Raw genomic sequence first — 23,765 nt, 5'->3', positions numbered from 1 at the left:
GGCCCGCGGCGCCGACCGGCACGATGGCGGCGGCACACCCGACACGAGCCGGAGGCGGCCCGGTGCCTCCGCGCCGAGCGCGGCGTCGGACGGGGCCCGCGGCTCAAGCCTGACCAGGACTGGGTGCGAGGGCCTGGCCGAGGGCGAGGGTGTGCTCTGGTGTCGCCAGTACGGCGAGGGCGGCCTGCCGGCGTCCGTGCAGGGCCGTCGCCTGTGCGCGGAGGGCGCGGAGCCGGGCGCGCAGGCGCGGCCGGCTCCGCCAGGGGTGCCAGAGCGTCTGGAGGAGGAGCTGGGTGGTCGCCTCCCGGTAGTCGTCGCCGGCGGCGGTGAGCGCGTCGAGGTCCGCCTCGTCCAGGAGGCCGCCGAGGCGGGCGTCGATGAGGCGTACGACCTCGCACTGCAGCGCCTGTTCCTCACCGCCGCCCGCGAAGTCCAGGACCCTGCGGGGCACCCCGGCGGACAACGCGCTCACGACCAGGCCGTCCAGCGCCTCGCGCAGCGCGCGTTCGGCGTCCGTGCCGTCTTCGAGCAGCACCGACAGCCCGAAGTGGTCGGCGGCGACCAGTCGTCCGTCGCCCGCCCGCCGGGCCCGCCGCCGGTTCCCGGCCCCTCGCGGCGCGATGTCGTGGACGCCGGCCCGTACGGCGGCGACGCGCTGGAGCCGCTGCTGCACGTCGGCGCGCAGGTGCCGCCGCTCATGATCGCGCGACAGGTACGTGGTCACCGCCGCCCCCACGATGCCCCCGGCCGTGGTGTACACGAGATCGATCAGCTCAGCCATCGCCGCCCGCCCGAGCCGCCCCGCTCACCCACCGCCGCCGCGCATCGGACACAAGATCCACTCCGGCATTCTCCCCGGAACCCCTCCGAGGCCGCCACCACCGGGCGCCTCGCCGTACCTCGTCCGCGATGTCGGGGGAGGGCGTCGGGGGTGCCTGTCATGCCCCAAGCCGCGACTTGCGCCGTACATGACGCCGTCCGGAGGTGCGGGGTCAGGAGGTGGGCTGGATGGAGAAGTCGCCCGCGCCGGTGGCGACCTCGATGGTGTGGGGGGAGCGCCGGTCCTGGGTGACGCCGATCTTCCCCAGGCCGGCGTCGGAGTCGACCTTGACGTTGTAGGACCCGCGCGGAACCCGTACGGTCCCGTTCCCGGCGGTGGCCCGCGCCACGACGCGGTCGGGGATCGCGGCGAAGGCGAGCCGCACGTCCCCGGCGCCGCTCTTGGCGCTGACCTGCTTGCCCGTCAGCTCCTCGCCCTCGACCTCCCCGGCCTCGGTCTCCACCGTGATCTTCCCGCCCAGCCCTCGCAGCGCCACGGGGCCCCCGAAGACGTACGCGTCCACCTGCGCTCCCCGCGGCACCTCGACCTTGAAGTCCACCTCGCACTTGCCGCCCCGGTTCTCCGCGCCCTTCGAGCAGGTGCTCGTAAGCTGCACCGAGCCGCCCTCGCTGACGGAGTGCGCGGCCTTGGGCGCCTCCGTCGTCCAGCGGTGCGTCTCGGTCACCCGCACCCCGGGCGCGTCCCGCCCCACGATCTCCACCCGCCCCCACTTGGCCCGCACGCGCAGCTCGGACACCTGCCCCCCGAGCTCGTACGACTCGGTCCTACTCCGCACCGGCCCCGCGTCCCCGCACCCGGCGGCCACAACCCCCAGCACGACGGCAACCACAGCAACCCCGCGGAACTTCGTCATAGTGATCACCCCGCGAGTATCCGCGCCCCCACCCCCCACCCGCCTCCGGCAAAACCCCGGCCGAACCCTGACCCACCCCGGACCTCTCGCCCTTCCTCCTGCCCGCCCGAGCCCACCGACGCCGCAGGGACGCAGTCGGGAGACGACGTCGCGCCAGGCCGCGCCCCGGAGGGGCACCACGGACAAAGCGCAGTGCAGAGGCGGAGGCACGGGCAGGGCGCGACCCGGAGTCAGCGCCACAGGCACGGCCGAGAGGTGGCGTCGCGCTGGGCGGGCATGCGCGCTGCCGTAGGGGCGCGTCGATCTCGATCATCTGGTGATCGGCCGGGGCGGGCGGGGGCGGCGTGACCGGATCCCGCTCGCCCTGACCGCCTGCTGGCTGGTTCCTGTGGCGCTGTCGTCGGCGCTGGTCTTCAGCACGCCGGAAGGCGCCGAGCAGCGGTCGTACTCCTGGTCGTTCGCCATCGGGGACCCCTGACGGCGCTGGCGTTGCGGCCGCCGCCTGGCCGCCGCCGGTGGCCTGGCCAGGCGAAGCCTGACGGAGGTCCGCCGGGAGCGGCCGTGTGGCCCCGGCCGCCCGCGAGTCGTCAGCGCCCACACGCCGGAAGGCTCCACGGCGCCCCACTCAACTCGGCATTCGCGGTAGGAGTGTCCTGAAGGCGCGGTGGCGGTGCCGTGACTTGCAGAAGCAGTTGCTGGGGGACTGGGGGCACGGGTATCGGGCGGCGGGCGTGGAACTCGCTGTGATCGGAGACGCACAGGATTGGCTGTTGTGCTGTCCTTCTCCCGCGATCACACTCAACCTGACCCGGTGATCAGACAGGAGTTCAATGCACCGATCCCGACGGTTCCGTAGAAGTGGCATCGCCATCGCCATCGCCACAGTCCTCGCGCTGGCGGTGGTCCTCGGTGGATCCCCCGCCTCCGCCGACGACGCGTTCGACCACGCGTCCAGCAGTTCGGCGCCGCCTCAAGACGCGCACTGCACCAGCGTCGGGTCGGTCCGTGGATGTTTCCGGGAGTACGGCGACTCCTGGTGGCTCTACAACCCCAGCGGGACGGGACGGGTCTACATCAAGTGGTGGAACTGGCTCTACAGTTCGTCCCGGACCTGGGAATTGCACCGCATGGGCATGTGCTTCTCGGACGATCAGCAGGGCTGGGCCAAGTGCAACAAGGACTACTACGAGATGGGCACGGTGAACAAGTTCGGCGATGAGGGGAGCCGGCTGGAATGGTACGTGTGCAAGGACTCCTGCTCGCTCCCGCAACTGACCTACAACCATCACTGACCGGCCTGACCCGTCGCCCCTCCGGGCACGCATCGGCCCCGGCACAGGCCGGGATCAGGCCATGGGCCGCCGCCGGGAGCGCGTCCGCGGCCGCGGGGAGGTGGCCGGGGAACACGGCTGTCATACGGCTGTGGTCCACCATGTCGGCCAGGCTGCCGATCAGGGCGATGCCGAGGCCGCGTCCAGTTCCTGGGTGGTCTCCCGACGGCCGCGGCCGCCCCGGCCTGCCAGGGCGGAGCAGCGCTGACGATCAGGCCGATGCACAGTCCTGACACCGGCAAGAGGCCGGCGAGCAGCCGTACGGCATGGGCGGCGGGTGCGGGGCTCGGCGCGGGTCCGCCTACCGCTTGATCAGTGGCAGGATGAGCTCGTCCACGATGGCGACCAGGAAGTCGTCGGGTATCGGGGAGGAGTCTCCGAGGAAGCGCTGCACCAGCATCGCGGGGCCCACGTCGGCCACGAGCGGGCTGATCGGCTCCGGTCGGATCTCGCCGCGGCGGCCGCCGCGCTCCAGGATCACCCGGAACACGTTGAGCCGCGGCTCGAAGACGCGTTCCTGGACGAGGCGGACGAACGGCAGGTCGCGCTCGGTCTCCGCGAGCAGGCTCTGCACCGCCCGGCCGACGCGGGAATTGAGCACCGCGGCCTTCTGCCGCAGCAGTTCGATGAGTTCGTCCCGGACGTTGCCGCGATCGGGCAGGTCCTCGGGCGAGGGGAGGAGCCGGTCGAGGGTGTCGACCACGAGCTCGGCCTTGCCCGGCCAGCGGCGGTAGAGCGCCGCCTTGCCCGTCTGGGCCGCGGCCGCCACCCCCTCCATCGTGAGCCCCGCGTAGCCGACCGTCTCCAGTTGCTGGACCACCGCCTCGAATATCGCCTGCTCCAGCGCGGTGCCGCGCCGCCGGCCGGTGGGCGGCGCGTTCCCGGCCCGGTGAACCTGAGGGGTCATGTCGGCCTTTCCGTCAGCCTCGCAGTGAACGCTTGCGTTCCTAATTGGGGGGGGCGTACTGTGCTCCACTTGTGAACGCAACCGTATCTTATTTCGTCTCCATGGCCGTGTCTTGATCACGTCCTCATCCGCTCTGGCCGCCCCGCCCGGCACGGCCCGCGCACGCCGTCACCCCGTCATGGCGCTGGTGGCCATCGCCGGGGCGCAGCTGATGGTCGTGCTCGACGCGACGATCGTCAACGTCGCCCTGCCCAGCCTCCAGCGCGGCCTGGGCCTGTCCACCGAGAACCTGTCCTGGGTGATCAACGCCTACACCCTGGCCTTCGGCGGCCTGCTGCTGCTCGGCGGGCGGGTGGGCGACGTCGCCGGCCGCCGCCGCGTCCTGGTCATCGGCGTGACGCTGTTCGCCGCGTCCTCGCTCGCGGGCGGGTTCGCGCAGTCCAGCGGCTGGCTTCTGCTCGCGCGGGCGGCGCAGGGGCTCGGCGCCGCCGCCATCGCCCCCGCCGTACTCGCGCTCACGACGACCACCTTCACCGAAGGACGCGAACGCAACCGAGCCTTCGGCCTGCTGGGAGGCGTGTCGGGAGCCGGCGCGGCGGTCGGCCTGCTGGCCGGCGGCCTGCTCACGGAGTGGGCGTCCTGGCGCTGGGTGTTCTTCGTCAACGTGCCCGTCGGGCTCGCCCTCGGGCTGCTCGCCCGCTTCTCCATCCACGAGTCCCCGCGTCAGAAGGGCAGGTTCGATCTCGGCGGCGCCCTCACCTCCACCTGCGGCATGGTCGCGCTCGTCTACGGCTTCATCCGCGTCTCGCGCACTGGCTGGAACGACGGGTGGGTCATCGGCTGCTTCGCCGTCTCGCTCGCGCTGTTCATCGCCTTCGTCGTCATCGAACGCCGCAGCGCGCACCCCCTCACCCCGCTCAGCCTCTTCGCCGGCCCCACCCGGGCCGGCGTCTACCTCGTCGCCCTCGCGCTGACCGGCTCGCTCATGGGCCTGTTCTTCTTCCTCACCGTCTTCATGCAGAACGTCCTGTCGTACGGCCCGGTCGAGACAGGGCTCGCGTTCCTGCCGGTCAGCGTGACGATCCTCCTCACCGCGGCGCTCACGGCGAACCTGGCGTCCAGACTGGGGCACAAGACGTCGCTGGCCGCGGGCGTCACGCTCATCGCGGTGGCGCTGGTGTGGCTGTCCGGGCTGTCGGCCGGCAGCGGCTACGCCGCATCGCTGCTCGGCCCCCTGCTGCTGTACGGCGTCGGCACCGGCGTCGTCTTCACGCCGCTGACCGTGATCGGCGTCTCGGGAGCCGTCGAGCCGGGCGCCTCCGGCGCGGCGTCGGGCCTGCTCAACGCCACGCAACAGGTGGGAGGCGCCCTCGGATTGTCGATCCTGGTCACCGTGTACGGCGCGGCCGCCCGCGGCGCGACCGGCGCCCCTGCCGCGGTCTTGACCTCGGGGGTGTCCACGGCCCTCCGGGTGGCCGCGATCTTCGCCGTGGGCGCGCTCGCCGCCATCGTCTTCATGATCCGCTCTCCCGGCCCCGGCCGCGAGACCACGACCGACAGGAGTTCGCAGTGACCGCCTCCGCCGGCGCCGACCCGACCTTCGAGATCACGCCGTTCACCCTCGACGTCGCCCAGGCCGACCTGGACGACCTGCGCGGCCGCCTCGCCCGCACCCGGTGGCCCGACGAGCTGCCGGATGCCGGCTGGACCCACGGCGTGCCGCTCGGCTACCTCAAAGAGCTGGCCGAGTACTGGCGCACCGGCTACGACTGGCGCGTCCACGAGGCGCGGCTGAACGCCTTCCCGCAGTTCACCACCCGGATCGACGGGCACGACATCCACTTCCTGCACGTGCGATCCCCCGAGCCGGACGCGCTCCCGCTCGTCCTCACCCACGGCTGGCCCGGCTCGATCGTGGAGTTCCTCGACGTCATCGGCCCCCTGGCCGATCCCCGCCGCCACGGCGGCGATCCGGCCCAGGCGTTCCATCTGGTGATCCCCTCGATCCCCGGCTACGGCCTGTCCGGGCCGACCCGTGAGGCGGGATGGAACGTACGCCGTGTCGCCGCCGCCTGGGCGGAGCTGATGCGGCGGCTCGGGTACGGCCGCTATGGAGCGCAGGGCGGAGACTGGGGGTCGGCGATCTCCCGGGACCTCGGCGTGATCGACGCCGGCCAGGTCGCCGGCGTGCATCTGAACAACGTCATCGCGCTCCCTTCGGGGGATCCCGCGGAGCTCGCGGCGCTGACCGAGGACGAGAAGTCGAGGCTCGCGTCGGTGGACCACTACATGAACGAGCTGTCCGGCTACATGAAGATCCAGTCCACCCGGCCGCAGACGCTCGCCTACGCCCTGACCGACTCGCCCGTGGGCCAGCTCGCCTGGATCGTCGAGAAGTTCAAGGAATGGACCGACTCCGAGAGCGTCCCGGAGGACGTCATCGACCGTGATCGCCTGCTCACCAATGTGATGTTGTACTGGCTGACGGGCACCGCCGGTTCCTCCGCGCGTCTGTACCGCGAGGCCGCCCAGTCCTTCGGCAGGCCGGAGCCGTCCACCGTCCCCACGGGCGTGGCGGTCTTCCCCCGCGACATCACGCGGCCCGTCCGGCGTTTCGTCGAACGCGACAACATGGTCGTCCACTGGCGGGAGTACGACCGCGGAGGGCACTTCGCCGCCATGGAGGTGCCGGACCTCCTGGTCGCCGACGTACGGGCGTTCTTCGACCGGTGCCGGCCCAAGGGCCAGAGGTGGCCGAGCGGCGCACGAGGCCGTTCCCGGGGGACGGCGAAGTCCGGCGTCGGATCCTCGCCGCCCAGGTGGGGGCGGGTGCCCATGGCGGTGTAGAGGCGGCCCACGGCGGCGTTGCCGTACTGGTCGGCCACCGCCGACAGCACCCGCCCGCTGTGCGGGTTCACACCCAGGCGGTGGCCAGCCAGGCGGTCGCGGCGGCGGCGACCAGCAGCAGGAGGTTGAGCCAGATCACGTTCGCCTCGCGGCGGGACAGGTGGACCACGGTGCCGCCGACCTGGATCAACGCCAGGCCGATCGCGGCGGCGACGGCCAGCCAGGGGGCGACCCCGGTCAGCGGCGGCAGCATCAGCCCGGCCGCGCCCAGCACCTCCAGCACACCCAGCAGCCGCACGACAGGCATCGGGGTACGGTCGACCCACCCCATCAGGGGCCGCAGCCGTTCCTGGCTCTGGATGGCCTTCTTGCCGCCGGCCCACAGGTAGAAGACCGCCAGCGGCACCGCGAGGATCCAGTAGGCGACGTACATGAGCCCCTCCCAACAGGTTGGTTACCGTTCGTTAGTAGCCGCATCATGCGTCACTATTGGAAGGCTTACAAAAGGCACACACGTGTAAGTCGCGCACAGGGAGTCGTCATGCAGCAGGACCAGTCGCGGTACCGGCACACCTGCATGATCCGGGGCGACGGCGGCAAGACCGTCCGCGCCGTGCTGGACCGGATCTGCGACAAGTGGACCCTGCTGATCGTGGCGACCCTGGACCAGGGCAGCCTGCGCTTCACCGAGCTGCACCAGCAGATCACCGGGATCTCCCAGCGGATGCTGACCCTGACCCTGCGCAACCTGGAACGCGACGGCCTGGTCTCGCGCACCGCCTACGCCGAGATCCCGCCCCGCGTGGAGTACGCGCTCACCCCCACCGGCAAGAGCCTGATCCCCCTGGCGCTGTCCATCGCCGGATGGGCGATCGACCACATCGACGACATCCAAACCAGCCGAGCCGCCTACGACCAGTCCAAATAGCCCTCCCGCCGCCCCCGGGAGGAGGGTTCGCCGGTGACGTCGAGGCCGACGGGGGGGCTCAGCCGTTGGCCTCGGCGTCGATGGCCAGGGTCAGGTCCAGCGCCTCCAGCACGGTGTCGGGGCCGATCCGGTTGTCGGCCTCGCCGCGCAGCACCGCCAGCACGTGGTCGATCATCGCGCCGTACTGGTCGGCGGGCGGCAGCTCCAGCTCTGTCGCGCCCTGGTCGGTGTAGGCGGTGACGGTGCCGGTGGGCTTGCCGTCGAACCCCATCGTCGACGCCGAATCCAGCACCCCGCGCTCGAAGGTGGCGGTGTAGCCGCTGCGCGCGCCCCAGGACCGGGGCATCAGCGAGGAGACCGAGTCGCGGACGAACGTCCTGCCCTCGGCCGTCTCGAAGGTCAGGGTCGCCTCGATCGAGGCCGAATCGCCGTCGCGTTCGACGGTGGTGAGACGGATGTCGGCCGGCCGGCCCAGCAGGCGGGTGACGATGTCCATGTCGCCGTGCATCGCCCCGATCGGCAGCGCCCTCAGCCCCAGCGAGGCGCCCGGCCACAGGTGCGCGGTCAGGTTCCACAGGGTGAGCTGTTCCAGCCGCCCGTAGGTGCCCCGTTCGGCGGCGTCGAACAGGGCCTGGTTGGCCGGGATGAACCGGTCGAACATGTCCACGAACACCTGCCGGTCGCTGTCCTCGGCGGCCTGGGCGACGCGGCGGGCGTCGGCCAGGTCGTCGGCCAGCGGCAGTTCCACCAGCGCGTGCTTGCCCGCCGCGAGCGCGCGCAGCGCGAAGCCGGCGTGCAGCTTGTCGGGCAGGCAGATGTCGACGAGGTCGAAGTCCCCGGTGAACGCCTCATCGACGTCGATGGAGGAGGCGAATCCGAACTGGGCGGCGGTCTTGGCGGTCCTGCCCGGGTCGCGGCCGAACATCACCACCTCCACGTCCTGGCGCTGGGCGTAGACGGCGGCGTGCGCCTGGCCGAAGCCGGTCCCCAGCAGTGCGATCTTCATGAACGTCTCTCCTCTCGCGTGTGGATGTCGCCGTCGTGGCGTGGTGGGAGCCCGTCCCGGGATGGACGGACCGTCGCCGGTGAACGGCTCACGTGGCCGCCGATGCCGATGCCGGTGCCGGTGACGGCGGTGGTCCGGCCGAACACGCGGCGCGTCGCCGGGCGGACACGATGACCTGTTCAGCCACAGTAGAACCTCAATAGGTCATTGAACGTCCTATATGACGGGCAGGATGTCGTCATGCGTGATCCATCGGCACGGCTGCTGCGACTGCTGTCCCTGCTGCAGTCCCCGCGCGAGTGGCCGGGCACCGAACTGGCCGACCGCCTGGGCGTCACCACCCGCACCATCCGCCGCGACGTCGAGCGCCTGCGCGAACTCGGCTACCCCGTCCAGGCCGCCCACGGCGCCACCGGCGGCTACCGGCTTGGCTCGGGCGCCGCGATGCCGCCGCTGCTCCTGGACGACGACGAAGCCCTGGCCATCGCCATCGGCCTGCGCACCGCCACCGCCGCCCCCGTCACCGGCATCGCCGACATCTGCCTGCGCGCCCTGGCCAAACTGGAGCAGGTCCTGCCCGCCCGGCTGCGTCACCGGCTCACCGCCCTGTCGCAGGCCGCCGTCCCCCTGCACCAGGGCGACGCCCCCTCCGCCGCGCCCGAGACCCTCGCCGCCCTGGCCCGGGCCTGCCAGGTGAGCGAACGGGTGCGCTTCCCCTACGCCAAGGCCGACGGCCGACCGGCCTCTCGCCTGGTCGAGCCCCGGCAACTGGTGGCGGCGGGGCGCCGCTGGTACCTGGTCGCCTTCGACCTCGACCGCGCCGACTGGCGCACGTTCCGGCTCGACCGCATCGGCGAGGTGCTCGCCACCGGCGTACGCGTGCCGCGGCGCGAACTCCCCGGCGGGGTGGACGCGGCGACCTGGGTCGCCCGATCGCTGACCGGCGGCACGGTCCAGGCCCGCCTGCGCCTGCACGCGCCCCTGGAACAGGCCCGCCGGCTGGTCCCGCCCTGGCAGGGCGTCCTGGAACCCGACCCCGGATCCGGCCGGCGGGCGTGCCTGCTGATCACCGCCCCGGACTCGCCGGCCTACCTGGCCCGCCGCATCAGCCAGCTCCCCGTCGACTACACCCTGCTGGACCCGCCCCAGCTCGCCCCGCACCTGCGCACTATCGCCCGGAGGGCCGCCCACGCCATCCGCGACCTCCCTCCCGCGGCCGACCCGCCCCCTTGACCCCGCCCCCTTGACCCGGCCACCCGGAGCCCTCCACGCAAAGCGTCCACCGCAACCGCGATTGACGGCGGGTCCCACGCTTCGGAGGCCCGGTCCCTGTTGCGGCGGGCCTAGTCCGGACGTTCCATCCGAGGAAGTAATAGTCCGAATGGATTAATCGGAAGGGACCAACGGATGGCTCGGCCGCTCACGCCGCTGGCGTTGATCGTGTTACGTCTGCTCGCCGATGAGCCGCTCCACCCGTACGAGATGCAGCAGCGCATCCGGGAGCGGTCGTACGACCAGGCGGTGAAGGTCACCCACGGGGCGCTCTACCACACGGTGGACCGGCTGGTGGACGACGGGCGCGTGGAGCCCGTGGAGACGGGGAGGGAGGGGCGGCGGCCGGAACGGACCGTCTACGCGATCACCGACCGCGGGCGGGACGACGCGGTGGCGCGGCTGCGGGAACTGCTGCACCACCCGGTCGAGGAGTACCCCCGGCTCGGGACCGCGCTCGCGGTCGTCTCGATGCTGGAGCCGGAGGACGTCGCGACCCGGCTGGAGATGCGGGAGGTGCAGCTCGAGTCCCTGATCGCCGCCTTCTCCACGGCCCTGGACGGGCTGCGCAAGCAGGGGCTGCACCGGGTGGCCCTGGCGGACACGGAGTACATGCTGGCGCTGCGCCGGGCGGAGCTGGACTGGGTGCGGGCGTACGCCGCGGACATCCGGGCCGGGCACCTGACCTGGAACCTGCTCGACACGCACGAGGAGGGGGCGCGGTCATGAGGCGCGGCAACCCCTGGGTCGTGCTCGTCACCCTGTGCCTCGGGTTCTTCATGACCCTGCTGGACCTGACGATCGTCAACGTCGCCATGCCCAGCATGCTGGAGACGCTGCACGCCACCCTGGACGACATCCTGTGGGTGGTCAGCGGCTACACGATCGCGCTGGCAGTACTGCTGATCACCGCCGGGCGGCTGGGCGACATGTGGGGGCGGCGCAACATGTTCGCCGCCGGAGTCGCGCTGTTCACGCTCGCCTCCGTGGCCTGCGGGCTGGCCCCCAGTGCCGAGTGGCTCATCGCCGCGCGCGTCGTGCAGGGAGCGGGCGCCGCCGTCCTCATGCCGCAGACCATGGCGATCATCGTCGCGACCTTCCCGGCGGAACGGCGCGGCGCGGCCCTGGGCGTGTGGGGCGCGGTCGCCGGCCTGGCCACGATCGCCGGGCCGACGGTCGGCGGGGCGCTGGTGAGCTGGGCGGGCTGGCGCTGGATCTTCTACCTCAACGTCCCCGTCGGGCTCGTCGTGCTGGTGATGGCGCTGACCCTGGTCCCCGACGTACGGCACGGCGGACGCCAGCGGCTCGACCTGCCGGGCGTGCTGCTGGCCAGCGCCGGGCTCGTGGCGGTGACGTTCGCGCTGGTGGAGGGTGAACGGTACGACTGGGGCCGGATCTGGTCCTTCGTCAGCGTTCCGCTGCTCGGCGTCGCGGGCCTGGCGCTGCTCGGCGCGTTCGTGTGGCACCAGGCGCGGCGGCAGGACAAGCAGCCGCTGGTGCCGTTCTCGCTGTTCCGCGACCGGAACTTCGCGCTGATGAACGGCGTGGGCGTGATCATGTCCGTGGGACTGATCGGCGGCATGCTGCCGCTCACCATCTACCTGCAGAGCGTGCTCGGCCACACCGCCCTCCAGGCGGGCCTGATCATGGCGCCGATGGCGGTGGTCAACATGCTCCTGTCGCCGCTCGTGGGGCGGCTGTCCGACCAGGTGGGCGGCAAGTTCATCCTCATGGGCGGGCTCGCGCTGTACGGCGGGGGCCTGGCGTGGACGGTCCTGGTCGCGGACGTGGGCACGGCCTGGCCCGCGCTCCTGCCGGGGCTGGTGGTGGCCGGGGCGGGGATGGCCGGCATGTTCATCCCGCTGCAGGCCCTGGCGATGTACCACGTGCCCCCGCCGCTCGCGGGAGCCGCCTCCGGCCTGGTCAACACCACCCGGCAGCTCGGCTCGGCGCTGGGCGCGGCCGTGGTGGGCGCCCTGATGCAGAACCGGCTGGCCGCGTCCATCGCGCACGAGGCGGCGACGCGCGCGCCCGCCCTGCCCGCCTCGGCCCGCGGCGAGTTCCGGGACGCCCTGGCGGCCCTGTCGGCGGGGGCGCGGCCGGTGGCCGGGCTGCCGGGGGACGTCGCCCGGACCGCCCGCGACGTCTTCGTCCACGGTTTCACCGGCTCCCTGGTCCCGACGATGGCCCTCCCCGTCGGCGCGATGCTCGCCGCCGCAGCCCTGTGCTTCGCCGTACAGGGCAAGGAGCGGCCACGACAGCCCACCCCCGCGCCCGCCACCCCAGCCCGATCCCGCTGAACCCGCCCGATGCGGTCGATAGCGCGATCCCGCTGAACCGCCCGGTGCGATCGATGGCCCCGCGCGAGGTAGCCGACGAGGCGCCCGCGCTCGCGGAAGCGGATCCCTGCAGAACGAATTAAGCGTGGATACGGAACAAACATGGAGTATTTCCGTGCTCAATGAGCGGTTATACGGGTGTCGTGTGTGCGGGCTGATTCAAGACTCCGCGCCGTGGGGGCTGGACGGCAGAAGCCCCTCATTCGATATCTGTCCGTGCTGTGGCGTGGAGTTCGGGTATGAGGACGCCACTCTCGTATCAATACTGGTGTTTCGCCAGAAATGGCTAGAGGACGGAGCTCCATGGTGGGACAGCGAGTTGAAGCCGGGCGGATGGGACTTGGCGCTACAGCTTGAATCGGTACCGCCGGAATATCTTTGATGGTGGGGCGGTGGTCATCGGGGTGGTGAGGGGCTGAGTGGGGGTGCCTCTTGCGCCGGCGGCGGCCCGGGTGGCGGGCGCGAGGGCCGCGTCTTCGTCTCCGTCCTCTCGGATGCCGGTCTGTGCTTGCATGAGGTGCGGGCGTCGTCCACGGCCCGCCGCGTGTGGTGACGCTCGAACCGCTGCCGGGAAGGAGCCCGCCCATGCCCGCCGCCCTGCCTCCCGCCCGGCCCGCCCGCGAGCTCCTCCGCATGACCGGGCGGACGGTGCTGCCCGTGCTGGAAGCCGCCGTGGACACCCTCACCCCCGAGCTGCGGCGTGCGGCCCGCTTCCACTTCGGGTTCCCCGGCCCGGACGGCGAGCCGCCGCCCGGGCGCGTCTCCCGCCTGCGCGTCACCGCCCTGGCCCTGCTGTGCACCTCGATCGACGGCGGCCTGGCCGAACGCGGCCTGCGTGCGGCGGCCGCCTTCACCCTGACCATGCACCAGGCCGGGATCCACGACAACATCACCGACCGCGACGACGTCCGCTACGGACGTCCCACCCTGTGGCGCGAGTTCACCCTCGACCACGCCCTGCAGACCGGCACCGCGCTCTTGACCCTGGCGGTGCGGATGCTGGCCACCAGCGGCTACGACCGCCGCGACCAGATGACCGTCGCGCTGATGGACGGCGTCGTGGGCAACGGCGAAGGCCAGCTCGCCGACCTCGCCCTCGACTTCACCGGCGGCAGCCCCGCGGACCCCGAGGCGTGCCTGGCGGTCATCGAGGCCAAGACGGGGCCGATCCTGCGCGCCGCCTGCCGCCTGGGCGCCCTGGCCGGCGCCGCCACCCCCGAGCAGGTCGACGACATCGCCGAGCTCGGCACGCCCCTCGCCCAGGTCATGCAACTACGCAACGACCTGGACGACCTGTGGACCCCGCTGACCGGAGACGGCACGCCACGCCGTACGGACCTGCGCCACCGCAAGGTGACCCACCCCATCGCGGCCGCTCTGGCCGGCACCGGGCGGGCCCGTGACCGCCTGGCCGCCTACCTGGCCTCCACCGCCGAACCCTCTCCGCGGGAACTCGACGACCTCGTCCAGGCGATCGAACGGTGCGGCGGTCGCGACCGGACCGAGTCCGCCGTGCGCCAGGCCGCCGCCCAGGCCCGCCGTCGGCTGGAGCGGGCGGCGCCCGCCCCCCAGGCCCACGCCGACCTGCTCGCCCTCATCGACCTGCTCGAACACTCATGACCCCCGGCCCGCCCGGGGTCTCGGCAAGGATCGGCCGGACCCGGCTCATGTGCCGCAGGCGGTCACCACGGAGCAGGCCCTGGGTTCGAGCGCGGGCGGCCCGTGCTCCGGGCGCTCGAGTTCCCGGCGCCGGGCGGCCCGCCGTACGACTGCCGGGGGAAACGAACAGCGGGTAGCCGGGTAACCACGGAAATGTCGCCGCGAGGACGGATATTGCCCGGGCGTTAATTTGGAAAAGCGTAGTGATGGCCCTCCGACGCGCCGAGCACCAGCCGTCTGACGCACCGCGCCGCCGCCAGCGCCGCGAGGTTGTTCCGGCCCGCGCTCCCGTGCACCTCGACCACGTCCGCGCCCACGACGTCATAGGCCGAGCCGACGTACGCGATCAGTTCGAGGAGCCGGTCCAGGCCGAGACCGCCCGGGACCGGCCAGCCCACCTCCGGCGCCACGGCCGGGTCCAGCACGTCCACGTCGATCGAGAGGTAGACGCTCGACCCCGGTTCCACCGGGGCGAACAACGATTCCGCGCTCTCCCCGCCGAGCAGCCGCGCGCACGCCACGACCTCGGCCTTCTTGGAGGCGGGCGGCTCGTCGTGCCCGGGCGGCAGCACGTCGAACTCGCGCACCCCCAGTTGCAGCAGGCGCCGCACCCCGCTCAGATCCTCCACGAACGACATGACGTTGCTGTTGCGCAACGTACCCACGCCGCCGCTCCCCGCCGCGGGCCGGTCGGTGTGCGCGTCGAAGTGGATGACGTCCACCTGCCGGTCGCCGGAGCCGAGCAGGCCGGCCAGCACCGGATAGGTCAGCCAGTGCTCCCCGCCCAGGATCAGCGGCCGCCCGCCGTGCCGCGTGATCTCCCCGACCGCCAGCGTCAGCCGCCGCTCGACGTCGGCCGCCCGGTCCTCGCGCCGGTCGTACCGCACGTCGCCCAGGTCGAGCGGCAGCACCCCGGCCGAGTCGACCACCCCGCCGGCGTTCCAGTCCCACAACCGCCGCGGCGCGCGCGGCCAGAGGTACGGCAGCGCCGCCCGCACCGCCTCCGGCCCGCCGTTCGCCAGGGGGTCGTCGCTGTCGAACGCCACGGGAACGCCGAACACGCACCACCGCCCCGGCCGCACGGATTCCCGCAATTCCTTAGTCGAGCACGGATTCCCGATCCATGAGCGAGTGAATTCGCGTGCTCGCACGGCGACGTCATCCCTTCGCGGGCGGCGGAATCCCACTCAAACTACGTCGCGTCACAGCACTGGACAACCTCTTGTCAGTGCCACTTCCGCGTGTTACGGTTCCCGCCCGATCCCCAGATGATCACGCACGAGGGAATCCCGTACCCAGCCGATGCCCGTGCCGTACGGCCATTCCGCCGGCCGAATTCGGGATGCGTTCGCCCGGTCGTCCCGGGCCGGCGCCAGATGCCGACGGGGGCGACGCCCTCCTCAGACCGCGCCGCGCTCGCACCTCCGCCCCGGATCCCGGCCAGGCCTCCTCCGATCCACGGCAAGATGTGATCATGACGCAGACGACGGGCGGCCCGTACCGCGAACTCATCGACCGGTACGTGATCGCGACGCCCGCCCCGGACTCCGCACGCTATCTCCGTCTTCTCGACGGCGCCCTCCTCCAGTCGCCCGATCGGGAACAGGCCGAGTTCCTTCGCGCACTAGGACGCGACGCCCGGCAGATCACCGACGCCGACCTGCGGCGCCTGCTGCTGCCGGGCAGTGACCCGAACTGGCGGGAGCGCCTCACCGCCGCATGGCTGGCCGCGACCGACCGGCGCGTCCAGTTCCGGGAGATTCTCGCCGGACTACTGAACAGCGACTTCACCTACGCCGGGCAGGGCTACGCGCTGGCTCTCACGAGGTTCGGCCAGCCGGAGGACGCTGACATCCTCGGCGCCTATCTAGATCGCCACCTCCCGCAGACCCACTCCTACCACGACCACGACTGGGTCCTCGGAGGATTGCTGCACCTCGACGAGGCCCTCGGCACGATCCAGGCCGGCCGCTTCCTCGTGCCCGGAGGCCCCTGGAGCCGGCACTCGAGCTTCCCGAGCGACCCGGTCGACTGCCGGGCCCGGATCGCCGCACTCATCCGCTGTGCCGACCGGGCCATGGCCGCCGGCGCCTGACCCGGCGCCTCGCGAGCCTGGGGCCGTTGCCTCGGCCGTGGACCATGAGGCATCCCGATGCCTCATGGTCAGTCAAAGAGTGTTCCGAGTAGTGCGCCTTGGCCGGACTGGAGGACATGAGCGGCTTCCAGCGGGATCCAGAAGCACTCGAACCCGGTGGGCTCCTGTTCGCCGTCGTGCCGTTCCCGGCCGGCCCATCGCTCCGGGCGGCGGAGGGATGCCGTTTCCCCGCCGGGCGGGGGCCGGGGCGCCAGGTCGTGAGGCGGGGGTGGGGCTGCTAGTAGCAGCGGGCGCGGGTCGGCGTCACCCGGATCACGGTGGAGAAGTCCGCGAAGGTCTCCTCGGGCGTCAAACCGGCCCAGCGCATCGACTCCTGGTGCTTCTCCAGGTAGGCGGAGACCTCCCGCTCGCTCAGCGGCGCGGGCTCACCTGGGGGCGCGGGTTCCAGCTCGGCGATGCCCTCGATGGTGAGGACGCTGAATCGCTCCGCGTCGCGGTCGAGGTCCAGGTGCAGCGTGACCTTGGGGTTGTCACGCAGGTTGCGGATCTTCGGGGCGCCGGGGTTACTGATGATCAGGAATCTCACTCCGTCCCAGACGTACCCCACAGGCGACGTCTGAGGCTGTCCGTCGGGCCTGACCGTCGTCAGCCAGATGATCGTCTCGTCGCGGAGGCGTTGCTCGGCGCCGGCACCCGCCTCGCCGTCGAGGTTGGGAAGCATCAGCGTATTTTATGGAGAATGGGGCGCTCCAGGTAGTCCGGAGGTGGCGACACGAGCTTGCCTGGCCTCCCACGCCGGCCGTACGGCTCGCGCCGGCGGGGGCGCGAGCCGTACGGGGCAGCGGGGCGGGAGCCGGGATCAGGCGTAAGGGTTATCCGGGGCCCGGGGGCTCTAGGCCTCGTCCTCGTCGCGGCCCGAGCCGCGGAACGTGGACTCCGCCATGACGATCCTGCGCTTCAGCGGCGGCAGGTGGTTCATGACGCGCATGGCGGTTCGCATGCCGCCCCTGGCCAGGCCGCCGATCAGGCCGCCCTTGTGCATCACCGAGTGCCCGTCCATCTGCGCCCGGGACTTGACGACCGCGTCCCAGGCGTACCCGGTCATCGTCGTCTCGTAGTCGTGGACCGCTTCCAGCAGCGGGAGTTCGCCGTCCGCCACCCGCCTCAGGCAGCGGGTGAGCAGGCGAGCGTCGCGCAGGGCGGTGTTCGCGCCCACGCCCCGGCCGGGAGTCATGGTGTGGATCGCGTCGCCCAGCAGGGTGACGTTGGTGGATCGCCACGGGGGGATCGGCTCGGACGTGCGGATCCTCAGCGGGAAACTGCTGGCCGGGTCGCCCAGCGAGAAGATCTCGCGGAGATTCGGGTGCCAGTCGCCGGTCATGTCCAGCACCAGCTTCTGGATCTCCGCCCCGCGCATCCGCATGACGTCCTCCGGCAGCCATCGTTCGGAGGCGGCGAAGCCCCACATGATGTAGTCGCGGCTGTTGTCGTACAGCAGGCCGGGCCAGTTCGCGATCAGCTCGGCGTCGGTGGCGCCGATGCCCTGCCGAGGCCGGCCTTGCTCGTCCCACTTGAAGCGCATCACGTGGAGGACGCACATGCCGCCCTTGGGACCGTGCACCATCGTGACGCCCTCGATCACGGGCCGGGGCAGCAGCGCGCGGGTCTCGTCGGTCAGCGGCGTCTTGCCGGTGATGCCGATCAGGCCGGTGTCGACCAGCCTGGCGTGCGGCAGGTACTGCCGCCGCACCCTGGAGTTGGCGCCCTCCGCGCCGACCAGCAGGTCGCCGGTGGCCGAGTCGCCGTCGGCGAAGTGGGCGGTTACCCGCCCGTCCGGACGCTGCTCGTAGTGGGTGAACACCTTGTCGAAGTGGACGACGTCCTCCACGCCCGTCAGCAGCACCTGGCGCAGCGTCATCCGGGACACCGACTCGTCCTGGTCGTCCTCGGACGGGCGGTCCTCCTCCCGGAGCACCTCGGGCCCCGCGGAGAAGAGCCACTTCATCTCATGCGTCATCTGGTTGCCGTACACCGGCCGCTGGGCGCACGTGGCCAGGAAGGTGTCGTAGAGCTCGGGGGAGAGGTTGGCGCGCAGAGCGCGCTTCCCGTCGGCGTCGATGCCGACGCGGTAGCCCTGGAGCCCGTCGCGGCGGGTGCGGTCGCGCTCGTAGACGGCGACGCCGATCCCGGCCCGCTTCAGTCCCTGGGCCAGGCACAGGCCGCCGGTTCCGGCGCCGATGATGATGACGTGCAAGGGTCGTCCGGGCATGGCACACATTCCTTCGCGATGAACACCGGCGGTCGCCGGTGCGTGCCGGCTGGGTGGGGGGGCGCGCCGGGCAGGCTCGCTCCCGGGGATCGGGCCGGCCCGATCCCCGGGAGCCGGGCATGCTCTGCCCCCTGGGCCGCGGGCATGCTCTGCCCCCTGGGCTGCGGACCGGATCGGTCCCTGGGCCGCGGACCGGCGCGGGTCCACAGCGGGTGGCGGACCGGCGCGGTCCTACTGCGGGTGACGGGACGCCAGGGCGGCGAGCTGCTCCGGCGTCCAGGAGATGGCTCCTGATTCCAGATCGTCGATGACCGACCGCACCCAGTGCAGTTCGGCCTCGGTGGTGGCGTTGAGGTACTCCATCTCCAGCGCGAACAGCCGCCCCCACTCGGCGGACTCGGCCATCAGCGACTGGATCCTGGCGACCTCGTCGGTCAGTTTCCGCCGGCGCTCCAGCAGCCGGCCCAGCACCTCGTCCGGGTCGAGCAGCGGGATGAACGCGATCGCGGCGGGGAACTCGGGGTACTCGCGGGTGGGCGTGGCCAGGGCGTCCAGCATCCACTCGCGCCAGACCCGCCGCCCCTCGTCGGAGAGGCTGTACGGCGTGTGCTCGGGGCGGTTGCCGTCCCGGCCGCTCTCCCGCGCTTCGATCAGGCCGGTCCGGTGGAGGCGGTCGATCGTGCGGTACAGGCTGCCGCGCTGCCCGACGTTGACCACCTCGTCCTTGCCGCGGTCACGCAGCAGCCGCTGCATCCGGTACGGGTGCATGGAGCCCTGGTGGAGGTACTCCGCTTCGGCCAGCAGGGACAGGACGGCCAGGGCCAACGTCGAACGCCGGTGCAACATAGTCACCATGCTACTAGTTGCAGTGCGACTAATCAAAGTCGGACGGCCTCCTGGCCGCCGATGGGCCGTCCGGGTACGGCTCCCGCGAACACCCCGGGGAAATGCCGAAGCGGTGCCGCGGGCTCGTCGGGCGCCGCCCCGGATCCGCGTGAGGGCATGGATCGGCCCGGCCCGAGAGTCTCGGGCCGGGCCGGTGTGCGGCATGCCGTACGGCGCCTGCCGTACCTGGTCAGATCAGGACGAGGATGCCGACCGCGAGCAGCAGGTCGAGCACGCCGCACCACTCGGCGAACGAGGGGGCGATGAACCTGCGGGCGCGCCAGTGGATCACGTCCCAGACCGTGTGCGCGGCCAGGCCCGCGGCGACGATGTACCGGCCGATCTCCGGCACGGTGAGCAGGGTGGCCAGCCCGGCCAGGCCGAACAGCACCGCCCCCGGCACCTGCCAGGCGGCCAGGCCGCGCCGCCGCAGGTGCGGCATGAACAGCCCGGCCACGACGACCGGGACCAGGACGCCGAGCATCACCGGCCGCGGATCCACCCCGGCGAACCGCAGGGCGGTCACCGCCGCGAAGAGCCCCAGCGCGACCGGCCAGGTGGCGCCCGGCCGGTTGATGATCGCGACGAACAGGTAGCCGATCGGAGCGATCAGCAGGATGATGCCGACGCCGGTCCCGTCGCCGGGGTCGGACAGGCTCAGCGCCGCGAAGGCGATCCCGAACCACGTGGGCCACCGGTGCCCCAGCGCCGCGAGCACCGCCTTCCACCGCGCGCCCCGCCCGCCGCTTCCCGGCCCGCCGGCCGCTGTCTGTGTCTTGTCTGTCATGCCCCCAGCATGCCCCCCGGGGGTATCCAGGTCCCCGCCCCGCCGGGCGGAGGTCCGGAACCCTGCGAAGGACGTCACAACCACCCCCGCCCGCCCCAGGCCGCCGCCGGGCCGCCCGCCGTCCGGCACCCGCTGCACGGGCCGATGTAGGTCGTGGACCTGGGACCGCGCCTCTGCGGCGGCAGAGATGATCGTGTGCGGGCACGGCGAGGGCCGGCGCCTCGGCGGTCGCCGTACCGCCGGGCGGGGGCGACGGTCAGGCGGAGGTGGATTTCGTGGCGAGGTAGGCGGCTTGGAGGCGGTCGCGGACGGTGCGGCCGTCGGGGGGTGGGGTGGTGGGGACGCCCAGGTGCTCCTCGCGGAGTTCGGCCATGAAGCGGGCCCAGAGGTCGGGGCCGCCCTCCTCGAGGAGGCGTGCCCGGACGGAGAGCTCCTCGGTGACGGGCAGCCACCTGCGTCCCCACGCGCCGAGCGCGGCCAGGACCGGCACGAGCGCGATCGAGGGCTCGGTGAGGCTGTAGATCGCCTTCTGTTTGTGCGCGGGATCCGGGCGCCTGGTGAGCATGCCCAGCTCGACCAGCGTCTTCAGCCGGTTCGCGAGGATGTTGGAGGCGATCCCCTCCTGCGAGCCGTTCAGCAGCTCACGGAAGTGCCGCCGCCCGCCGAAGATCATGTCGCGGAGGATCAGCAGGCTCCACTTGTCGCCGAAGACCTCGAGCGACAGGTTGATCGGGCATCCCGACCGGTGCTCGCCCGCCATCGTCTTCCCCGGAACCGGTTGCATATCGGGATCAGTTTACCTATCGTCCTCTCCAGTTGCGAAATGCAAGCGGTTTGAACGGAGGGTGGCCATGGGCAAGCTGATCTACTCGATGATCACTTCTCTGGACGGGTACGTCGCGGACGAGCGGGGCGACTTCGCCTGGGGTGAGCCCGACGAGGAGGCGCACCGCTACGTCAACGAGCTCACCCGATCCGTGGGCACCTACCTGTACGGCCGGCGCATGTACGAGACGATGGTCTACTGGGAGACCGCCGACACCCTCCCCGGGCAGCCGCCGTACGTCCTGGACTGGGCGCGCCAGTGGCAGGCCGCCGACAAGATCGTCTACTCCACGACCCTGGACTCGGTGTCCAGCGCGAGGACGCGCCTGGAGCGGGAGTTCGACCCCGCCGCGGTGCGGCGCCTGAAGGAGACCGCCGGCCACGACCTCACCGTGGACGGCCCCGGCCTCGCCGCCCACGCGATCAGAGCCGGCCTGGTCGACGAGTACCACCAGTTCCTCGCCCCGGTGGTCGTCGGCGGCGGCACCCGGTTCTTCCCCGACCATGTCCGCCTGAACCTGGAGACCGTCGGCATCCGCCAGTTCGCCAACGGCTGGCTCCACCTCCGCCACCGCCCCAAGCCCTGACACCTCCCCGCCCCGCCGGTCCCGTGTGGAAATGGCCCTGGGTCAACGAAGACCTGGTTGAGATCCTGGGTGACATTCAGGCGGCGAAGGCCGCGGGCGGTCTCTTCCGGGTCGCGAACGGTCGGTGGAAAGGGACGCCCCGGCGTAGTTCACTGCGGGTGCGGAAATCCCGCTCGATCTCGCCCGTCAGGCCGCCCGGGAGGTCCTCACCTCGGGAGGGAAGCGCCCCACCTGCGTGGAATGGCAGATCCTCGACACATGGTAATTCCCCACGGAGTGCATGGGCACGTGCTGCCGCCCCCTGCGGGCGCTCCAGGGGACGGCAGTTCTGCTCTCCGGGACCTGCGCCGGCGCCGTGCACGCCGGCATAGACCCGGCTCGCGCACGCATCGCATCGGCTCGAGGATGGCGTCGGCGATGGCCGGACGGCGGCTCAGCGCGGGACAGGCGCTGGCATCGGTTTTCTCACCTGGCGCGGCTCGAAGAGTCCGGTTCGGGCGGATTAGCTGCGGCCGAGGATTTCTGCGGTGAGGATGTGGCCGCCGAGGCTCCAGCCGCCGTCGGGGACCTCGTCGAGGAGGACCAGGGTGGTGGCCCTGGCGCGCTCGCCGTACACCGCGGCGTAGGCGTCGGTGACGGCGTCGATGAGCCTCTTCTTGGATTCCGGGGTCAGGGTGCCGGCGGGGACTTTGAGGTTGGCGTACGGCATGGCGAATACCTCTCTGGTGATGGTGGTTCGGGGGATGCGGCGGACCGGGGCGCGCCGGTGAGCTGTCGTGCGGCGGGTGTCAGATGATGCCGCCGTTCGCGCGGACGACCTGCCCGTTGACCCAGTGGCCGGCCGGGCTCGCCAGGAAGGAGACGACCTCGGCGATGTCCTGCGGGGTGCCGAGCCGCTCCAGCGGGGGCTGCTTGGCGAGCCGTTCGACCGTGGCCTCGTCCTTGTCCTGGAGGAACAGTTCGGTGGCGGTGGGCCCGGGCGCGACGGCGTTGACCGTGATGTCCCGTCCGCGCAGCTCGCGGGCGAGCACCATGGTCATGGCCTCGACGGCCCCCTTGCCGGCGGCGTACGCCCCGTAGCCGGGGAACCGCAGCCCGACCACCGAGGTGGACAGGGCGATGATCGCTCCTCCGGGACGCACGCGGCGCGCGGCCTCCCGGGCCATCACGAAGGCGCCCCGGACGTTGGTGCGGTGAAGGGCGTCCAGCTCGTCCAGATCGAGGTCGGCGATGGGGGACAGCGACAGCCGGCCCGCGGAGTTGACCACCACGTCGACGCCGCCGAAGGACTTCTCCGCCGCGTCGAACATCTCCGCGACGGCGACCTCGTCGGCCACGTCGGCCTGGAAGGCGATCGCCCGGCCGCCGGCCGCCGTGATCTCCTCGACCACCCGCGCCGCGGCGTCGGCCGCCCCGTGGAATCCCACCACGACCGCCGACCCCTGTGCCGCCAGCGTCAGCGCGATCGCCTTGCCTATCCCACGGGAGCCGCCACTGACGACGGCCACACGCTGGTCATTCATGGAGAACTCCTTGGTCATATCGGCGATACGCCTGTCCCGTATCGCTGGTACGACACGACGGTAGCACAGCTTCGTACCGTTGTTAGCGTCTGTCGGTATCATTGATTTCATGGCAGAGACGGACCCGCTGCGCGCGGCGATGATCGAAGCGGCGGAGCGGCAGCTCGCGTCGTCCTCCGACCACGAGGTGGCGACGCGCGCGGTCTGCGAGGCCGTCGGTGTGAGCCAGCCCGTCCTCTACCGGCTGTTCGGCGACAAGCGAGGGCTGCTCGACGCCGTCGCCGACCACGGGTACGAGCGGTACGCCGCGCTCAAGGCGGCCCAGGAGCGGACCGGAGACCCGGTCGCCGACCTGCGCGCCGGCTGGGACGGCCACATGGCGTTCGCCCAGGCGAACCCGGCCCTCTACCAGCTGATGTTCACCCCACGGCCGTGGTCGCACTCGACGGCGCGAGACCGCGTGATGGACCTGCTGGTGGCGGCGCTCACACGGTGCGCGGCGGCGGGCGCCCTGAAGGTCGAGCCGCGGACGGCCGCCCAGCTCATCCTGTCGGCCAACATCGGGACCGCCCTGCACCACCTCGCCAGGCCCGCCCTGTTCGACGACCCCGCGCTGTCCCATCGCATGCGGGACGCCGTGTTCTCCCACGTGCTCGCCGAGCCCCCCGCCCAGCAGGATGCCGACCCCCTGCGGGCCGCCGCGCTGCGCCTGCGCGCCCAGCTCCGGCTCGGCGGCACCGAGGCCCTCGAACCGGCCGAAACCGCCCTCCTGGAGCGCTGGCTCGAACGCATCACCCAGCCCTGACCCGCG

25 protein-coding genes and 1 pseudogene are annotated in these 23,765 nt (G+C 72.0%); 13 read left to right on the top strand and 13 right to left on the bottom strand.

What is annotated here, in order from left to right:
• Positions 1-103 precede the first annotated feature (103 nt).
• Both D5H75_RS02455 and D5H75_RS02450 read right to left on the bottom strand, forming a co-directional pair.
• Positions 104-781, bottom strand: a complete 678-nt coding sequence (locus tag D5H75_RS02455; protein WP_202637749.1) for a hypothetical protein — start codon at positions 779-781, stop codon at positions 104-106.
• Between the two features lie 211 nt (positions 782-992).
• Complete coding sequence (locus D5H75_RS02450; RefSeq protein ID WP_147425040.1) at positions 993-1,658, bottom strand: DUF4097 family beta strand repeat-containing protein; 666 nt, start codon at positions 1,656-1,658, stop codon at positions 993-995.
• Positions 1,659-2,010: 352 nt separating this feature from the next.
• Between D5H75_RS02450 and D5H75_RS41195 the strand changes: the two genes are divergently transcribed.
• On the top strand, positions 2,011-2,172 hold the full coding sequence (locus D5H75_RS41195; RefSeq protein ID WP_202637748.1) for a hypothetical protein: 162 nt from the start codon (positions 2,011-2,013) through the stop codon (positions 2,170-2,172).
• A 352-nt stretch (positions 2,173-2,524) separates the two neighbouring features.
• Complete coding sequence (locus tag D5H75_RS02445) at positions 2,525-2,986, top strand: hypothetical protein (protein ID WP_119924641.1); 462 nt, start codon at positions 2,525-2,527, stop codon at positions 2,984-2,986.
• A 340-nt stretch (positions 2,987-3,326) separates the two neighbouring features.
• Here the strand turns inward: D5H75_RS02445 and D5H75_RS02440 are convergent, their stop codons facing one another.
• Entirely contained in the window at positions 3,327-3,932 is a 606-nt protein-coding gene (locus D5H75_RS02440; RefSeq protein ID WP_119924640.1) for a TetR-like C-terminal domain-containing protein, read from the bottom strand.
• Positions 3,933-4,044: 112 nt separating this feature from the next.
• Here D5H75_RS02440 and D5H75_RS02435 point away from each other — a divergent pair, with 112 nt between their 5' ends.
• Positions 4,045-5,505, top strand: a complete 1,461-nt coding sequence (locus D5H75_RS02435) for an MFS transporter (protein WP_202637747.1) — start codon at positions 4,045-4,047, stop codon at positions 5,503-5,505.
• Positions 5,502-6,779 carry an epoxide hydrolase family protein gene (locus D5H75_RS02430; protein WP_119924638.1) on the top strand — a complete coding sequence of 426 codons (1,278 nt, stop codon included), beginning with the start codon at positions 5,502-5,504 and terminating at the stop codon, positions 6,777-6,779. Before D5H75_RS02435 ends, D5H75_RS02430 begins: the two co-directional genes overlap by 4 nt.
• A gap of 67 nt (positions 6,780-6,846) precedes the next feature.
• On the opposite strand, the gene D5H75_RS02425 is transcribed toward D5H75_RS02430, so the two are convergent.
• On the bottom strand, positions 6,847-7,212 hold the full coding sequence (locus D5H75_RS02425) for a DoxX family protein (RefSeq protein WP_119924637.1): 366 nt from the start codon (positions 7,210-7,212) through the stop codon (positions 6,847-6,849).
• Between the two features lie 108 nt (positions 7,213-7,320).
• Between D5H75_RS02425 and D5H75_RS02420 the strand changes: the two genes are divergently transcribed.
• Positions 7,321-7,707 (top strand): winged helix-turn-helix transcriptional regulator, encoded by a 387-nt coding sequence (locus tag D5H75_RS02420; RefSeq protein WP_119924636.1) that lies wholly within the window; start codon positions 7,321-7,323, stop codon positions 7,705-7,707.
• A gap of 58 nt (positions 7,708-7,765) precedes the next feature.
• On the opposite strand, the gene D5H75_RS02415 is transcribed toward D5H75_RS02420, so the two are convergent.
• Complete coding sequence (locus tag D5H75_RS02415; protein WP_119924635.1) at positions 7,766-8,713, bottom strand: Gfo/Idh/MocA family protein; 948 nt, start codon at positions 8,711-8,713, stop codon at positions 7,766-7,768.
• A gap of 240 nt (positions 8,714-8,953) precedes the next feature.
• On the opposite strand from D5H75_RS02415, the gene D5H75_RS02410 reads away from it, so the two are divergent.
• From D5H75_RS02410 to D5H75_RS02390, 4 genes are all read left to right on the top strand, one after another.
• Positions 8,954-9,946 (top strand): helix-turn-helix transcriptional regulator, encoded by a 993-nt coding sequence (locus D5H75_RS02410; protein WP_119924634.1) that lies wholly within the window; start codon positions 8,954-8,956, stop codon positions 9,944-9,946.
• Positions 9,947-10,120: 174 nt separating this feature from the next.
• Positions 10,121-10,714 (top strand): PadR family transcriptional regulator, encoded by a 594-nt coding sequence (locus D5H75_RS02405; protein WP_119924633.1) that lies wholly within the window; start codon positions 10,121-10,123, stop codon positions 10,712-10,714.
• Positions 10,711-12,285 carry a DHA2 family efflux MFS transporter permease subunit gene (locus D5H75_RS02400; protein WP_119924632.1) on the top strand — a complete coding sequence of 525 codons (1,575 nt, stop codon included), beginning with the start codon at positions 10,711-10,713 and terminating at the stop codon, positions 12,283-12,285. Before D5H75_RS02405 ends, D5H75_RS02400 begins: the two co-directional genes overlap by 4 nt.
• Before the next feature lie 624 nt (positions 12,286-12,909).
• Positions 12,910-13,944 carry a polyprenyl synthetase family protein gene (locus D5H75_RS02390; RefSeq protein ID WP_119924630.1) on the top strand — a complete coding sequence of 345 codons (1,035 nt, stop codon included), beginning with the start codon at positions 12,910-12,912 and terminating at the stop codon, positions 13,942-13,944.
• A gap of 224 nt (positions 13,945-14,168) precedes the next feature.
• On the opposite strand, the gene D5H75_RS02385 is transcribed toward D5H75_RS02390, so the two are convergent.
• On the bottom strand, positions 14,169-15,044 hold the full coding sequence (locus D5H75_RS02385) for an arginase family protein (protein WP_202637746.1): 876 nt from the start codon (positions 15,042-15,044) through the stop codon (positions 14,169-14,171).
• A gap of 413 nt (positions 15,045-15,457) precedes the next feature.
• On the opposite strand from D5H75_RS02385, the gene D5H75_RS02380 reads away from it, so the two are divergent.
• Positions 15,458-16,078, top strand: coding sequence for a DUF6000 family protein (locus tag D5H75_RS02380; RefSeq protein WP_147425039.1), 621 nt, complete (start codon positions 15,458-15,460; stop codon positions 16,076-16,078).
• A gap of 277 nt (positions 16,079-16,355) precedes the next feature.
• Here D5H75_RS02380 and D5H75_RS02370 read toward each other — a convergent pair whose 3' ends face one another.
• The 5 genes from D5H75_RS02370 to D5H75_RS02350 all read right to left on the bottom strand — a co-directional run bounded on the left by D5H75_RS02370 (position 16,356) and on the right by D5H75_RS02350 (position 20,803).
• Positions 16,356-16,799 carry a nitroreductase/quinone reductase family protein gene (locus D5H75_RS02370; RefSeq protein ID WP_119924627.1) on the bottom strand — a complete coding sequence of 148 codons (444 nt, stop codon included), beginning with the start codon at positions 16,797-16,799 and terminating at the stop codon, positions 16,356-16,358.
• A gap of 171 nt (positions 16,800-16,970) precedes the next feature.
• Positions 16,971-18,347, bottom strand: a complete 1,377-nt coding sequence (locus tag D5H75_RS02365; protein WP_119924626.1) for an FAD-dependent oxidoreductase — start codon at positions 18,345-18,347, stop codon at positions 16,971-16,973.
• A gap of 231 nt (positions 18,348-18,578) precedes the next feature.
• Positions 18,579-19,193, bottom strand: a complete 615-nt coding sequence (locus D5H75_RS02360) for a PadR family transcriptional regulator (protein WP_202637745.1) — start codon at positions 19,191-19,193, stop codon at positions 18,579-18,581.
• Between the two features lie 229 nt (positions 19,194-19,422).
• On the bottom strand, positions 19,423-20,019 hold the full coding sequence (locus D5H75_RS02355; protein ID WP_147425038.1) for a hypothetical protein: 597 nt from the start codon (positions 20,017-20,019) through the stop codon (positions 19,423-19,425).
• Positions 20,020-20,275: 256 nt separating this feature from the next.
• Positions 20,276-20,803 carry a winged helix-turn-helix transcriptional regulator gene (locus D5H75_RS02350; protein ID WP_242453939.1) on the bottom strand — a complete coding sequence of 176 codons (528 nt, stop codon included), beginning with the start codon at positions 20,801-20,803 and terminating at the stop codon, positions 20,276-20,278.
• Between the two features lie 67 nt (positions 20,804-20,870).
• On the opposite strand from D5H75_RS02350, the gene D5H75_RS02345 reads away from it, so the two are divergent.
• Both D5H75_RS02345 and D5H75_RS44555 read left to right on the top strand, forming a co-directional pair.
• On the top strand, positions 20,871-21,431 hold the full coding sequence (locus tag D5H75_RS02345; protein WP_119924622.1) for a dihydrofolate reductase family protein: 561 nt from the start codon (positions 20,871-20,873) through the stop codon (positions 21,429-21,431).
• Between the two features lie 160 nt (positions 21,432-21,591).
• A pseudogene (locus tag D5H75_RS44555) lies at positions 21,592-21,696 on the top strand (Imm1 family immunity protein); the annotation flags it as partial.
• Between the two features lie 237 nt (positions 21,697-21,933).
• On the opposite strand, the gene D5H75_RS02335 reads toward D5H75_RS44555, so the two are convergent.
• Entirely contained in the window at positions 21,934-22,140 is a 207-nt protein-coding gene (locus D5H75_RS02335) for a tautomerase family protein (RefSeq protein WP_119924621.1), read from the bottom strand.
• A gap of 79 nt (positions 22,141-22,219) precedes the next feature.
• Complete coding sequence (locus D5H75_RS02330; protein ID WP_202637744.1) at positions 22,220-22,954, bottom strand: SDR family oxidoreductase; 735 nt, start codon at positions 22,952-22,954, stop codon at positions 22,220-22,222.
• Positions 22,955-23,063: 109 nt separating this feature from the next.
• On the opposite strand from D5H75_RS02330, the gene D5H75_RS02325 reads away from it, so the two are divergent.
• A complete protein-coding gene (locus tag D5H75_RS02325; RefSeq protein WP_119924619.1) occupies positions 23,064-23,759 on the top strand; it encodes a TetR/AcrR family transcriptional regulator in 696 nt (231 codons plus the stop codon).
• Positions 23,760-23,765: the final 6 nt, after the last annotated feature.

It is taken from the genome of Bailinhaonella thermotolerans, from assembly GCF_003594875.1.
GTDB lineage: Bacteria > Actinomycetota > Actinomycetes > Streptosporangiales > Streptosporangiaceae > Bailinhaonella > Bailinhaonella thermotolerans.
Note: the sequence above shows the minus strand (reverse complement) of the source record. Positions and strands in the feature narration are given on the sequence as shown.